Raw genomic sequence first — 13,752 nt, forward strand, 5'->3', positions numbered from 1 at the left:
CCCGATGAACGACACCACCAAGAAGCCGCTGCGCAGCCAGGCCTGGTTCGGCCGCCACGACAAGATGGGCTTCTATTACCGCTCCTTCCTCAAGAACAGCGGCTTCCCGCAGGACCAGTTCGACGGCCGGCCGGTCATCGGCATCTGCAACACCTGGTCGGAGCTCACCCCCTGCAACGCGCATTTCCGCACCATCGCGGAGCATGTGCGCTCCGGCGTGCTGGATGCCGGCGGCTTTCCGCTGGAATTCCCGGTCTCCTCGCTCGGCGAGGTGACGATGCGCCCGACCGCCATGCTGTTCCGCAACCTCGCCTCGATGGATGTGGAAGAGGCGATCCGCGCCCACCCGCTCGACGGCGTGGTGCTGCTGATGGGCTGCGACAAGACCACCCCGGCGCTGCTGATGGGCGCCGCCTCGGCGGACCTGCCGGCCATCGGCGTCTCCGGCGGCCCGCAGCTGCGCGGGGTCTATCGCGGCCAGATCATCGGCTCGGGCACCAACATCATCTCGATGAGCGAGCAGCTCCGCGCCGGCGAGATCACGCTGGAGGAGTTCTTCGAGGCGGAGGGGGCGATGAACCGCTCCGCCGGCTCCTGCATGACCATGGGCACCGCCTCCACCATGGCCTCGATGGTGGAGGCGCTCGGCATCGGCCTGCCGGAGAACGCCGCCATTCCCGCCGCCGACGCCCGCCGCAACCTGCTGGCCCGCATGGCCGGCCGGCGCATCGTGGAGATGGTGAAGGAGGACCTGAAGCCCTCCGACATCCTCACCCGCGCCGCCTTCGAGAACGCCATCCGCACCCTGGCCGCGATCGGCGGCTCCACCAACGCGGTGGTGCACCTGCTGGCCATCGCCGGCCGGGTCGGCATCGACCTGACGCTGGAGGATTTCGACCGGCTCGGCCGCGACGTGCACTGCCTGGTCGACCTCATGCCCTCCGGCCGCTTCCTGATGGAGGATTTCTACTATGCCGGCGGCCTGCCCGCGGTGCTGCGCACGCTGGGCGAGCGCGGCCTGCTGAACAGGGACGCCCGCACCGTGAACGGGCGCACCCTGTGGGAGAACGTCGCCGCCGCCCCCTGCTGGAACAGCGAGGTCATCACCCCGTTCGAGGCGCCGTTCAAGCCGGAGGCGGGCATCGCCATCCTCACCGGCAACCTCGCCCCGGACGGCGCGGTGATCAAGCCCTCCGCCGCCTCGCCCGAGCTGATGCAGCACACCGGCCGCGCCGTGGTGTTCGAGAGCGTGGAGGAGATGCACCACGCCGTGAACGACGAGGCGCTGGACATCGACGCCTCCTGCATCATGGTGCTGAAGAACTGCGGGCCCAAGGGCTATCCGGGCATGGCCGAGGTCGGCAACATGCCGCTGCCGGCCAAGCTGCTGCGCGAGGGCGTGCGCGACATGATCCGCATCTCCGATGCCCGCATGTCCGGCACCGCCTATGGCACCGTCGTGCTGCACGTCGCCCCGGAGGCGACCGCCGGCGGGCCGCTGGCGCTGGTGCGGAACGGCGACCTCATCACGCTCGACGTGCCCGCCCGCTCGCTGCACCTGCATGTCGACGCGGCGGAGCTGGCGGCCCGCCGCGCCGCCTGGGTGGCCCCGGCGCCTCATGCCGAGCGCGGCTATCAGCGGCTCTACATCGACCACGTGCTGCAGGCCGACAAGGGCGCCGATTTCGACTTCCTGGTCGGGCGCAGCGGCTCGCCCGTGCCCCGCGACAACCACTGAGGCGCCCGGGGGCGCCGCGCCGCCCCCGCCTCTCCGCACCGACCCGCTCGACCGACCGATTTTGAAGGTGACGCATGCCGACTTCCCCCGCCGCCGGGCCGTATAAGGGCGTCTTCCCCGTCGCCCCCACCATCTTCCATGCCGATGGCCGGCTGGACCTCGAAGGCCAGAAGCGCTGCATCGACTTCATGATCGATGCCGGCTCCCACGGGCTGTGCATCCTCGCCAATTTCTCCGAGCAGTTCGTCCTCGCCGACGCCGAGCGCGACGCGGTGATGGAAACCGTGCTGGAGCATGTCGCCGGCCGGGTGCCGGTCATCGTCACCACCACGCATTTCTCCAGCCTCGTCTGCGCCGAGCGCTCGAAGCGGGCGCAGGAGCTGGGCGCGGCCATGGTGATGGTGATGCCGCCCTATCACGGCGCCACCTTCCGGGTGCCGGAAGCCTCGATCTACGACTTCTTCCGCGCCGTCTCCGACGCCATCACCATTCCGATCATGGTGCAGGACGCCCCGGTGGCGGGCACCCCGCTTTCCGTGCCGCTGCTGGCGCGGATGGCGAAGGAGATCGCGAACCTCGCCTACTTCAAGATCGAGGTGCCGCAGGCCGCCGGCAAGCTGCGGGCGCTGATCGAGGCCGGCGGCGACGCCATCGTCGGCCCGTGGGACGGCGAGGAAGCCATCACCCTGATGGCCGATCTCGACGCCGGGGCCACCGGCGCCATGACCGGCGGCGGCTATCCCGACGGCATCCGCCAGATCCTCGACCCCTATGTCGCCGGGGACCGCGAGGCCGCGCTCGACGCCTATCAGCGCTGGCTGCCGCTCATCAATTACGAGAACCGCCAGTGCGGCTTCGCCACCGCCAAGATCCTGATGAAGGAAGGCGGCGTCATCGCCGACGACAGCCTGCGCGCGCCGCTGCCGGCGGTGCACCCCGCCGCCCGGGCCGGGCTGCTGGAGCTGGCCCGCCGGCTCGACCCGCTCGTGCTGCGGTGGGGCAAGTGAGCCGGGCAACCGGGCCGGAACACGCTGGGGAACACGCCGCCATGAACGCCAACGCCACCTCCCTCACCGGCGCCATCCTGATCGGCGCCCGCGACCTCGCGGCCGACCGCAGCTTCCGCGCGGTGGACCCCGCGCGCGACAGCGCGATCGAGCCGGCCTTCGCCGAGGCCGGGCCCGCCCATGTCGCGGAAGCGGCGGCGCTGGCGGCGGCGGCCTTTCCCGCCTACCGCGCCACCGCGCCGGAAGCCCGCGCCGCCTTTCTGGAGGCCATCGCCAGCGAGATCGAGGCGCTGGGCGACGTGCTGGTGGAGCGCGCCGGGCTGGAATCCGGCCTGCCCGCCGCCCGCCTCACCGGCGAGCGCGCCCGCACCACCGGGCAGCTCCGGCTGTTCGCGAGCTGGGTGCGCGCCGGGGGAGCGGACGAACCGCGGCTCGACAGCCCGCAGCCGGAGCGCAAGCCGCTGCCGCGCGCCGACCTCAGGCTGCGCCATATCGGCGTCGGCCCGGTCGCGGTGTTCGGGGCGAGCAACTTCCCCCTCGCCTTCTCGGTGGCGGGCGGCGACACCGCCTCCGCCCTCGCCGCCGGCTGCCCGGTGATCGTGAAGGGCCACCCCGCCCATCCCGGCACCTCCGAGCTGGTGGGCCGTGCCATTCGCCGCGCGGTCGCCGCCTGCGGCCTGCCGGAAGGCGTGTTCTCGCTGCTGACCGGCACCAGCCATGAGCTGGGCTCGGCGCTGGTCGCCGATCCCCGCATCGCGGCGGTGGGCTTCACCGGCTCGCGGGCCGGCGGGCTGGCGCTGGCCCGCATCGCCGCGGGGCGCGAGGTGCCGATCCCGGTCTATGCCGAGATGAGCAGCATCAACCCCGTATTCCTGCTGCCGGAGGCGCTGGCGAGCCGGGCCGAGGCGCTGGCGGCCGGCTTCGTCGGCTCGCTGACGCTGGGGGCGGGGCAGTTCTGCACCAATCCCGGTCTCGTCATCGCGCTGGACAGCCCGGGGCTCGACCGCTTCCTCGCGGCGGCAAGCGCCGCGCTGGGCGGGGCGCCCGCCGCCACCATGCTCACCCCCGGCATCGCCCGGGCCTATGCCGGCGGCGTCGCCGCGCTGGAGGAAAGCGGGGCGGCGCAGACGCTGGCCCGCGGCCGCGCGGATGGCGGCGCCAATGCCTGCCGCCCCGCCCTGTTCGTCACCGACGGCGCCGCCTTCCGCGCCACCCCGGCGCTGGCGCGGGAGGTGTTCGGCGCCTCCGCCCTGGTGGTGCGCTGCGCCGACGTCGAGGACCTGCTCGCGGTCGCGCGCGCGGTGGAAGGCCAGCTCACCGCCACGCTGCAGCTCGATGAGGGCGACCACGCCCTCGCCGCCGCGCTGCTGCCGGTGCTGGAGGAGAAGGCGGGCCGCATCCTCGCCAATGGCTGGCCGACCGGGGTGGAGGTCTGCCACGCCATGGTGCATGGCGGCCCCTTCCCCGCCACCTCCGACGTGCGCACCACCTCGGTCGGCACGCTGGCGATCCGCCGCTTCCTGCGCCCGGTCTGCTACCAGGACCTGCCGGCGGCGCTGCTGCCGGCGGCGGTGGCGGACGGCAACCCGCTCGGCCTGCCGCGACTGGTCGACGGCGCGGCGCAACCCGGAGCCGCGCCATGACGCCATCGGCCTCATCGTCCACCTCACCGCACTCACCCGCCACCGGGATTTCACGGCCATGACCGTCCGTCTCGCCCTTGTCGGTCTCGGCAAGATCGCCCGCGACCAGCACATCCCCGCCATCGCCAAGACGCCCGGCATCGAGCTGGTCGCCATCGCCAGTCGCAACGCGGCGCTGGAAGGGGTTGCACATTTCGACAGCCTGGACGCGCTGCTCGGTAGCGACGTCGCGGTGGATGCGGTTGCGCTCTGCACCCCGCCGCAGGTCCGCCGCGCCCAGGCCGCCCTGGCGCTAAGCGCTGGAAAACATGTGCTTCTCGAGAAGCCGCCGGGCGCAACCGTGGCGGAACTCACCCCCCTCGTCGCCGCCGCGGCGGCCGGCGGGCACACCCTCTTCGCCACCTGGCACTCCCGCTTCGCCCCGGCGGTGGAGCCGGCGCGCGCCTTCCTCGCCGGGCGCACGCTGCGCGCCGTCACCATCGAGTGGAAGGAGGACGTCCGCGTCTGGCATCCCGGCCAGAGCTGGATCTGGGAGCCCGGCGGGCTCGGCGTTTTCGACCCTGGAATCAATGCCTTGTCGATCCTGACCCGGATCCTGCCGCACCCCGTCTTCGTCACGGGCGCCGAGCTTGCCTTCCCCTCAAACTGCGCCGCCCCCATCGCCGCCGAGATCGATTTCGCCGATGCCGGCGGTCTTCCGGTGCGGGCGGAGCTCGATTTCCTGCAGACCGGCCCGCAGACCTGGGACATCCGGGTCGAGACCGACGCCGGCCTGCTGACGCTCAGCTCCGGCGGCGCCCGGCTGAGCCTCGACGGTGCCCCGCTCGTCGAAGCGCCGGAGGCCGAATATGCCGGCATCTACAAGCACTTCGTCGAGCTGATCGGCAGCGGCGCGAGCGATGTCGACCTCGCCCCGCTGCAGCTTGTCGCCGACGCCTTCCTGCTGGGGCGGCGGCGCGAGGTCGCGGCTTTCGTCGAATGAGCGAGGACACCCCCATGCACGGCAACGCCCCCCGCCCGCTCCGCTCCCGCGCCTGGTTCGACAACCCGGCCAATATCGACATGACCGCGCTCTATCTCGAGCGCTATCTCAATTTCGGCCTCAGCCAGGAGGAATTGCAGAGCGGCCGGCCGATCATCGGCATCGCCCAGACCGGCTCGGACCTCTCCCCCTGCAACCGCCACCACCTGGAGCTGGCGAAGCGGGTGCGCGAGGGCATCCGCGACGCCGGCGGCATCGCCATCGAATTCCCGGTCCACCCGATCCAGGAAACCGGCAAGCGCCCCACCGCCGGGCTCGACCGCAACCTCGCCTATCTCGGGCTGGTGGAGGTGCTCTACGGCTATCCCCTTGACGGCGTTGTGCTCACCATCGGCTGCGACAAGACCACCCCGGCCTGCCTGATGGCCGCGGCGACGGTGAACATCCCCGCCATCGCGCTTTCCGTCGGACCGATGCTGAACGGCTGGTACAAGGGCCAGCGCACCGGCTCCGGCACCATAGTGTGGAAGGCGCGCGAGCTGCTGGCGGCGGGCGAGATCGACCATGCCGGCTTCGTCAAGCTGGTGGCGTCCTCCGCCCCCTCCACGGGCTACTGCAACACCATGGGCACGGCGACGACGATGAATTCGCTCGCCGAGGCGCTGGGCATGCAGCTTCCGGGTTCTGCCGCCATTCCCGCGCCCTATCGCGACCGGCAGGAGGTGGCCTACCGCACCGGCCTGCGCATCGTCGACATGGTGCGGGAGGACCTGAAGCCCTCCGACATCCTGACCCGCGAGGCTTTTCTCAACGCCATCCGGGTGAATTCCGCCATCGGCGGCTCCACCAACGCGCCGATCCACCTCAACGCGCTGGCCCGCCATGTCGGTGTCGAGCTGACCGTGGACGACTGGCAGACCTATGGCGAGGACGTGCCGCTGCTGGTGAACCTCCAGCCGGCCGGCGAATATCTGGGCGAGGACTATTACCACGCCGGCGGCGTTCCCGCCGTGGTCAACCAGTTGATGGAACAGGGCCTTATCGCCGAGGAGGCGATGACCGCGAACGGCCGCTCCATCGGCGAGAACTGCCGCGGCCAGGCCATCGCCGACGAGGAGGTGATCCGCCCCTATGCCCGGCCGCTGAAGGAGAAGGCCGGCTTCCGTGTGCTGCGCGGCAACCTCTTCTCCTCCGCCATCATGAAGACCAGCGTGATCTCGCCGGAATTCCGCGAGCGCTACCTCTCCAACCCCGCCGATCCCGAGGCGTTCGAGGGCCCCGCCGTGGTGTTCGACGGGCCGGAGGACTACCACGCCCGCATCGACGACCCCGCGCTCGGCATCGACGAGACCACCATCCTGTTCATGCGCGGCGCCGGCCCGGTCGGCTATCCCGGCGCGGCGGAGGTGGTGAACATGCGGGCGCCGGACTACCTCATCAAGGCCGGCATCCACGCCTTGCCCTGCATCGGCGACGGCCGCCAGTCCGGCACCTCCGGCTCGCCCTCCATCCTCAATGCCTCGCCGGAAGCGGCGGTGGGCGGCGGCCTTGCCTTGCTGCGCACCGGCGACCGGGTGCGCATCGACCTGAAGCGCAACAGCGCCAACATGTTGGTGTCGGACGAAGAGCTAGAGCGCCGCCGCGCGGAGCTGGCGGCGCAGGGCGGCTACGCCTACCCCGCCCACCAGACGCCGTGGCAGGAAATCCAGCGCAGCCTGGTCGGCCAGATGGAAACCGGCGCGGTGCTGGAGCCGGCGGTGCGCTACCAGCGCATCGCACAGACGATGGGGATGCCCCGTGACAACCACTAACGCCCCCACCCCGGCCGCGCCGGCGCCGCATAGCGTGCCGGTGCAGGTGCTCGACGCCGCGCGCTGCCACCTCGGCGAAGGCCCCGGCTATGACGCCGCCAGCGACACCGCGTGGTGGTTCGACATTCTGGAGCAGAGGCTGCATGAGGTCCGGCTCGGCGAGGGACGGATCGCCGTCCAGGCCCTGCCCTTCATGGCCAGCGCCGCGGCGATGGTCGACGACGACCGTCAGTTGCTGGTGGCGGAGGACGGGCTGTACCTGCGCGAGATCGCAACCGGCCGGCTGGAACGGCTCGCCGAGATCGAGGCGGACGACGCCCGCACCCGTTCCAACGACGCCCGCGTCCACCCCAGCGGCACGCTGTGGGCCAGCACCATGGGCCGGCGCGCCGAAAGCGGCATCGGCAGCATCTATGCCTTTCGCGGCGGCGAGGTCGTGCAGCTCTTCACCGGCCTGTCGATTCCCAATGCGATCTGCTTTTCCCCCGATGGCGCAACGGGTTACTTCGCCGACACCCGGGAGAACATGCTTTATCGCGTGGCGCTCGACCCCGCCACCGGGCTGCCGCTCGGGGCGCCGACGCCGCTGCACCGCCACCACGGCGCCGGCGGCCCGGATGGCGCGGTGACCGACGCCGAAGGGCTGATCTGGTGCGCGATATGGGGCGGAGGCTGCCTCCACGTCTATTCCCCCGGCGGCACGCTGGTGCGGCGCCTCGCCGTGCCGGCGCGCCAGCCGAGCTGCCCCGTCTTCGTCGGCCCTGGGTTCGACCGACTGCTGGTCACCTCCTCCTGGCAGGGCATGGGCACGGCGATGCGCGCCGCCGACCCCGGCCACGGCCAGACCTTCCTGCTCGAAGCCGGCGTGAAGGGCCGGCCGGAGCCGCGCGTGCGGCTGGAGGCGGCATGATGGACGGCCTGGCGCATGTCGTCGTCGACTGGGGCACGTCGAGCTTCCGGCTCTGGGCGCTCGCCGCGGATGGGCGGGTGCTGGCGGAGCGCCGCAGCGCGCAGGGCCTTGCCGCCTCCGCCGCGGAGGGCTTCGAGGCGGTGCTGGAATCCCATCTCGCCGCGCTCGGCGTGGCGGATGGCGTGCCGGTGATGATGTGCGGCATGGTCGGCTCGCGCAGCGGCTGGATCGAGGCGGCCTATCTCGATGCGCCGCTGCGGCTGGAAGGCCTCGCCGAGCGGGCCGTGGCGGCGCCGGCGGCGCGGCGCCCGGTCCGCATCCTGCCGGGCATCGCCCAGCGGAGCCCGAGCCACCCCGACGTGATGCGCGGGGAGGAAACCCAGCTTCTCGCGCTGGCCGCCGAAGGCCATGACGGGCTGGTCTGCCTGCCCGGCACCCACTCCAAATGGGTGGCGCTGGAGACCGGCGCCCTCGCCGGCTTCGCCACCTTCATGACCGGCGAGCTGTTCCACCTGCTGCGCACCGCCTCCGTGGTCGCGCCGGCCATCGCGGGCGCGACGGACGGCGGAGGCGCCACCGAGGCCTTTGCCGGCGGGGTCGCCGACGCGATGGCGGCGCCGGAAACGGCGGGCAACCGGCTGTTCGAGCTGCGGGCCGGCTGGCTGCTGGCCGGCACCGCGCCGGACACCGCGCGGGACCGGCTCTCGGGCCTGCTGATCGGGCTGGAACTCGCCGGCGCCGCGCGCCGGCTGGGCCGGCTCGACGGCACCGTGCTGATCGCCTCGGGGCCGATCGCCCCGCTCTACCGCGACGCGCTGGCCCTCGCCGGCGCGGCCGGCATCCGCCTGCGCGATGCCGAATCCTGCGTCCGGGCGGGGTTGCACGCCGCCGCCCTCGCCGCCTTCCAGACCGAAGGAGCCCAGCCGTGACCGCTCACCCTCCCGTGCCGTGGCCGCGCCTGAAGCGCTCGCTGGTCGCCATCCTGCGCGGCCTCGCCCCGCACGAGGCGGAGGCGGTGGTCGGGGCGCTGATCGAGGAAGGCTTCGAGGCCATCGAGATCCCGCTGAACTCGCCCGAGCCGTTCCGCTCCATCGAGGCGGCGGCCCGTCTCGCCCCGGCCACGGTGTGGATCGGCGCCGGCACGGTGCTCGACATCGCGGCGGTGGACCGGCTGGCGCAGGCCGGCGGACGCCTCATGGTCAGCCCCAATGTCGACCCGGAGGTCATTGGCCGGGCGGCCGGGCACGGCATGGTCACCATGCCCGGCGTGCTCACCCCCACCGAGGCACTATTGGCGGTGAAGGCCGGCGCCTCGGGGCTCAAGTTCTTTCCGGCCAACCTGCTCGGCCCCGCGATCATCCAGGCGATCACGGTGATCTTGCCGCCGGGCACGGTGGTCGGCGCCGTCGGCGGCGTCGGCGAGGCGGACTTCGCCGCCTATGGCGCGGCCGGCATCCGCACCTTCGGCCTCGGCTCCAGCCTCTACCGGCCGGGCGCCGACGCCGCCGAGGTGCGGCGAAAGGCAAAGGCGGTGATCGCCGCCTATGACGCCGCCTTTCCACCCGTCACCCAGCCCCTGACCTCACCCGCCTGAGGCCTCGGCGACGGCCCCTCGCGGCCTCCAGGCCGCCACGAACACGGACCGCCGATGGCGGCCAACCCATCGCAACCGGGAGTGAAACATGAAACGCATTTCCACCGCCCTTTCCGCCCTGGCGCTCGGCGCCGTGACCTTCGGCGCCCTGACCCTGGCGGGCCTCGGCGTCAGCCCCGCCAGCGCGCAGGAAAAGGCCACGGTCGGCATCGCCATGCCCACCAAGTCCTCCGCCCGCTGGATCGCCGACGGCGACAACATGGTGAAGGTGCTGAAGGAGCGCGGCTACAACACTGACCTGCAATATGCCGAGGACGACATCCCCAACCAGCTCTCGCAGATCGAGAACATGGTGACCAAGGGCGCCAAGGTGCTGGTCATCGCCTCGATCGACGGCACCACCCTGTCCGACGTGCTGAAGCAGGCCCACGCGAAGGGCATCAAGGTCATCGCCTATGACCGCCTCATCCGCGAGACGCCGAATGTCGACTATTACGCGACCTTCGACAATTTCCAGGTCGGCGTGCTGCAGGCGCAGTCGCTGTTGAAGGGCCTCGGCTATCCCGAGAACAAGGGTCCGTTCAACATCGAGCTGTTCGGCGGCTCGCCGGACGACAACAACGCCTACTTCTTCTACAACGGCGCAATGTCGGTGCTGCAGCCGCTGATCGACAACGGCACGCTGAAGATCCCGAGCGGGCAGACCGGCATGGACAAGGTGTCGACGCTGCGCTGGGACGGCGCAACCGCCCAGGCCCGCATGGACAACCTGCTGAGCGCCTACTACTCCGACAAGAAGCTGAACGGCGTCCTCTCCCCCTATGACGGCCTGTCCATCGGCATCCTGTCCTCGCTCAAGGGCGTGGGCTATGGTTCCGGCGGCATGAAGATGCCGATCGTCACCGGGCAGGATGCGGAGGTTCCCTCCGTCAAGTCGATCCTCGCCGGCGAGCAGTATTCCACCATCTTCAAGGACACCCGCGAACTCGCCAAGGTGACCGCGGACATGGTCGACGCCTCGCTCAGCGGCAAGGAAGTCGTCGTCAACGACACCAAGACCTACAACAACGGCGTGAAGGTCGTTCCCGCCTATCTGCTGAAGCCGGTCGTGGTCGACAAGAGCAACTGGGAAGCGGTTCTGGTCGGCAGCGGCTACTACAAGCCCGGCCAGATCAACTGACGAGTCCTGCCCCGTGCCGGCGGCGGCGACCGGCCGGCACGGGGCGCTCACGAGGAGCGCAGTCATGAACGCCCTTCTGGAAATGCAGGGCATCAGCAAGCACTTCACCGGGGTGAAGGCGCTGAGCGATGTCAGCTTCACGGTCGCGCCCGGCGAGATCCACGCGCTCGTCGGGGAAAACGGCGCGGGCAAGTCCACCCTCATGAAGGTGCTGAGCGGGGTCTACCCGCACGGCTCCTATGACGGCGCCATCGTCTTCGACGGCGAGGAACGCCGCTTCCGCGACATCATCGATTCCGAGGCCCTCGGCATCATCATCATCCACCAGGAGCTCGCCCTGGTGCCGCTGATGTCGATTGCGGAGAACATCTTCATCGCCAACCCGCCCGGGCGCTTCGGCATCATCGACCGCGGCGCGGTGCACCGGCGCACGCAGGAACTGCTCGCCAAGGTGGGGCTGAACGAATCCCCGGACACGCTGATCACCAATATCGGGGTCGGCAAGCAGCAGCTCGTCGAGATCGCCAAGGCGCTGTCGAAGAAGGTGCGGCTGCTCATCCTCGACGAGCCGACCGCCAGCCTGAGCGAGAAGGACAGCCAGGCCCTGCTGGACCTGCTGCTGGAGTTCAAGGCGCAGGGCATCGCCTCCATCCTGATCTCGCACAAGCTGAACGAGGTTTCCCGCGTCGCCGACCGCATCACCGTGCTGCGCGACGGACGCACCGTCGACACGCTGGACTGCAGCGACGGCGCGGTGGAGGAAGACCGCATCATCCGCCGCATGGTGGACCGCGACCTCGAGCACCGCTACCCCAAGCGCGAGCCGAAGATCGGCGAGACGATCTTCCGCGTGTCGGACTGGTCGGCCTATCACCCGCTCCATACCGACCGCCAGATGATCCGAAACGTCGACTTCGAGGTGAAGCGCGGCGAGATCGTCGGCATTGCCGGGCTGATGGGCGCCGGCCGCACCGAATTCGCGATGAGCGTGTTCGGCCGTTCCTACGGCCAGAAGATCACCGGCCGGGTCGAGATCGAAGGCCGCGAGGCGGACGTCTCTACCGTGCGCCGCGCCATCGACGCCGGCCTCGCCTATGTCACCGAGGACCGCAAGCATCTCGGCCTGCTGCTGGCGGAAGACATCCGCAAGAACATCTCGCTGGCCAATCTCGACCGCATCGCGCCGGGCCGCGTCATCGACGACGTCCAGGAACTGAAGGTCGCCTCCGACTACCGCAGCCGCATGCGCATCCGCTGCCACAGCGTCTATCAGGAAACCGGCAAGCTCTCCGGCGGCAACCAGCAGAAGGTGGTGCTGTCGAAATGGCTGTTCACCGATCCCAAGGTGCTCATCCTCGACGAGCCGACCCGCGGCATCGATGTCGGCGCGAAGTATGAAATCTACTGCATTATCAATGAATTGGCCGATTCTGGCCGTGGCGTCGTGGTCATCTCGTCGGAGATGCCGGAGCTGCTCGGCATCTGCGACCGCATCTGCGTGATGAACGAGGGCGCGTTCGTCGGCGAATTCCCCGCCGCCGAAGCCACACAGGAGAAGATCATGCGCGCCATCATGCGCAAGGGCGAGGCACGGCCATGAGCGACACCCCCGCGAGCGAGAAGACCATGGCGCTTCAGGACAAGCCCCACCCGCCGAAGTCCGGCCATGCCGGCTTCCTCAAGAACAATCTGCGCGACTACGGGATGATGATCTCGCTGTTTGCGATCATGATCTTCTTCGAGATCGTGACCAACGGCACCCTGTTGCGGCCGCTGAACCTCACCAACCTCGTCCTGCAGAACAGCTACATCGTCATCATGGCGCTGGGCATGCTGCTCGTCATCGTCACCGGGCATATCGACCTCTCCGTGGGTTCGGTGGCGGGCTTCATCGGCGCGGTGGCGGCGGTGCTCATCGTGAAGTTCGGCGTGCACTACATACCCGCCGCGCTGATCTGCCTGGCGCTGGGCGCGCTGATCGGGGCGGCGCAGGGCTACTGGGTGGCCTATTTCAAGATCCCGTCCTTCATCGTGACGCTGGCCGGCATGCTGGTGTTCAAGGGTCTGGCGCTGGCGATCCTCGCCGGCCAGTCGGTCGGGCCCTTCCCGGTGGAGTTCCAGAAGCTCTCCTCCGGCTTCATCCCCGAACTGATACCGGACGTCACCACGCTCTACCCCACCTCGCTGGCGATCGGCGCGCTGCTGGCACTGGTGCTGGTGTGGCAGAACGTGCGCAACCGCGCCCGGCAGGAGAGTCACGGCATCGAAACCGAGCCCTATGGCTTCTTCATCGGCAAGAACCTGCTGCTCCTGGCCGTGATCATCTATTTCGCCTATCTGATCGCCTCCCATCGCGGCCTGCCGAACGTCCTCGTCATCATCACCGCGCTGGTGGCGCTCTACGCCTTCGTCACCACCCGCACGACGATCGGCCGGCAGATCTACGCCGTCGGCGGAAACGAGAAGGCGGCGAAGCTCTCCGGCATCAAGACGGAGCGGCTCACCTTCCTCACCTTCGTCAACATGGGCGTGCTGGCGGCGCTGGCCGGGCTGGTGTTCGCGGCCCGGCTCAACACCGCCACCCCCAAGGCCGGCCTCGGCTTCGAGCTGGACGTGATCGCGGCCTGCTTCATCGGCGGCGCCTCGGCCTATGGCGGCGTCGGCCGGGTCGGCGGCGCGGTGATCGGCGCGCTGATCATGGGCGTGATGAACAACGGCATGTCGATCCTCGGCATCGGCATCGACTACCAGCAGGTCATCAAGGGCCTGGTGCTGCTCGGCGCGGTGTGCCTCGACGTCTACAACCAGCGCCGCAGCTAGGCCGTCCCCCGGCCGCGCCCGGACACACCGGGAGCGGCCGCCCTCGCCGGGAGCAACTGGGAAAACG

General features: G+C 70.3%; 11 protein-coding genes. All 11 read left to right on the plus strand.

What is annotated here, in order from left to right; all coding sequences use genetic code 11:
* Window positions 1-4 precede the first annotated feature (4 nt).
* The 11 genes from KHC27_RS14135 to mmsB all read left to right on the plus strand — a co-directional run bounded on the left by KHC27_RS14135 (window position 5) and on the right by mmsB (window position 13,685).
* Window positions 5-1,738, plus strand: coding sequence for an IlvD/Edd family dehydratase (locus KHC27_RS14135; protein WP_213340024.1), 1,734 nt, complete (start codon window positions 5-7; stop codon window positions 1,736-1,738).
* 74 nt (window positions 1,739-1,812) lie between these two features.
* Window positions 1,813-2,745: a dihydrodipicolinate synthase family protein gene (locus KHC27_RS14140; protein ID WP_213340025.1), complete on the plus strand. Its 933-nt coding sequence runs from the start codon at window positions 1,813-1,815 to the stop codon at window positions 2,743-2,745.
* A gap of 41 nt (window positions 2,746-2,786) precedes the next feature.
* Window positions 2,787-4,388: an aldehyde dehydrogenase (NADP(+)) gene (locus tag KHC27_RS14145; RefSeq protein ID WP_213340026.1), complete on the plus strand. Its 1,602-nt coding sequence runs from the start codon at window positions 2,787-2,789 to the stop codon at window positions 4,386-4,388.
* A gap of 58 nt (window positions 4,389-4,446) precedes the next feature.
* Window positions 4,447-5,370, plus strand: coding sequence for a Gfo/Idh/MocA family protein (locus KHC27_RS14150; RefSeq protein WP_213340027.1), 924 nt, complete (start codon window positions 4,447-4,449; stop codon window positions 5,368-5,370).
* Window positions 5,371-5,384: 14 nt separating this feature from the next.
* Window positions 5,385-7,181, plus strand: a complete 1,797-nt coding sequence (locus KHC27_RS14155; protein ID WP_213340157.1) for an IlvD/Edd family dehydratase — start codon at window positions 5,385-5,387, stop codon at window positions 7,179-7,181.
* The gene (locus KHC27_RS14160; RefSeq protein WP_213340028.1) at window positions 7,168-8,091 is read left to right on the plus strand and encodes an SMP-30/gluconolactonase/LRE family protein; all 924 of its coding nucleotides are present in this window, start codon (window positions 7,168-7,170) and stop codon (window positions 8,089-8,091) included. The genes KHC27_RS14155 and KHC27_RS14160 overlap by 14 nt, the downstream gene beginning before the upstream one ends.
* A complete protein-coding gene (locus tag KHC27_RS14165) occupies window positions 8,091-9,020 on the plus strand; it encodes a 2-dehydro-3-deoxygalactonokinase (protein ID WP_213340158.1) in 930 nt (309 codons plus the stop codon). Before KHC27_RS14160 ends, KHC27_RS14165 begins: the two co-directional genes overlap by 1 nt.
* Window positions 9,017-9,685 (plus strand): 2-dehydro-3-deoxy-6-phosphogalactonate aldolase, encoded by a 669-nt coding sequence (locus KHC27_RS14170; RefSeq protein WP_213340029.1) that lies wholly within the window; start codon window positions 9,017-9,019, stop codon window positions 9,683-9,685. Before KHC27_RS14165 ends, KHC27_RS14170 begins: the two co-directional genes overlap by 4 nt.
* Window positions 9,686-9,773: 88 nt before the next feature.
* A complete protein-coding gene (chvE, locus tag KHC27_RS14175) occupies window positions 9,774-10,865 on the plus strand; it encodes a multiple monosaccharide ABC transporter substrate-binding protein (protein WP_213340030.1) in 1,092 nt (363 codons plus the stop codon).
* Window positions 10,866-10,929: 64 nt separating this feature from the next.
* The gene (gene mmsA, locus KHC27_RS14180) at window positions 10,930-12,465 is read left to right on the plus strand and encodes a multiple monosaccharide ABC transporter ATP-binding protein (protein ID WP_213340031.1); all 1,536 of its coding nucleotides are present in this window, start codon (window positions 10,930-10,932) and stop codon (window positions 12,463-12,465) included.
* A 26-nt stretch (window positions 12,466-12,491) separates the two neighbouring features.
* The gene (gene mmsB, locus KHC27_RS14185) at window positions 12,492-13,685 is read left to right on the plus strand and encodes a multiple monosaccharide ABC transporter permease (protein ID WP_213340159.1); all 1,194 of its coding nucleotides are present in this window, start codon (window positions 12,492-12,494) and stop codon (window positions 13,683-13,685) included.
* The last annotated feature ends 67 nt before the right edge of the window (window positions 13,686-13,752 follow it).

This window comes from Ancylobacter lacus, from assembly GCF_018390635.1.
Taxonomy (GTDB): domain Bacteria; phylum Pseudomonadota; class Alphaproteobacteria; order Rhizobiales; family Xanthobacteraceae; genus Ancylobacter; species Ancylobacter lacus.

Bases quoted from the DNA above. Each gene is read 5' to 3' on its own strand.
- mmsA (WP_213340031.1), top strand. From the start codon at position 10,930: ATGAACGCCCTTCTGGAAATGCAGGGCATCAGCAAGCACTTCACCGGG.
- KHC27_RS14145 (WP_213340026.1), top strand. From the start codon at position 2,787: ATGAACGCCAACGCCACCTCCCTCACCGGCGCCATCCTGATCGGCGCC.
- KHC27_RS14140 (WP_213340025.1), top strand. From the start codon at position 1,813: ATGCCGACTTCCCCCGCCGCCGGGCCGTATAAGGGCGTCTTCCCCGTC.
- chvE (WP_213340030.1), top strand. From the start codon at position 9,774: ATGAAACGCATTTCCACCGCCCTTTCCGCCCTGGCGCTCGGCGCCGTG.
- KHC27_RS14150 (WP_213340027.1), top strand. From the start codon at position 4,447: ATGACCGTCCGTCTCGCCCTTGTCGGTCTCGGCAAGATCGCCCGCGAC.
- mmsB (WP_213340159.1), top strand. From the start codon at position 12,492: ATGGCGCTTCAGGACAAGCCCCACCCGCCGAAGTCCGGCCATGCCGGC.
- KHC27_RS14165 (WP_213340158.1), top strand. From the start codon at position 8,091: ATGGACGGCCTGGCGCATGTCGTCGTCGACTGGGGCACGTCGAGCTTC.
- KHC27_RS14135 (WP_213340024.1), top strand. From the start codon at position 5: ATGAACGACACCACCAAGAAGCCGCTGCGCAGCCAGGCCTGGTTCGGC.
- KHC27_RS14155 (WP_213340157.1), top strand. From the start codon at position 5,385: ATGCACGGCAACGCCCCCCGCCCGCTCCGCTCCCGCGCCTGGTTCGAC.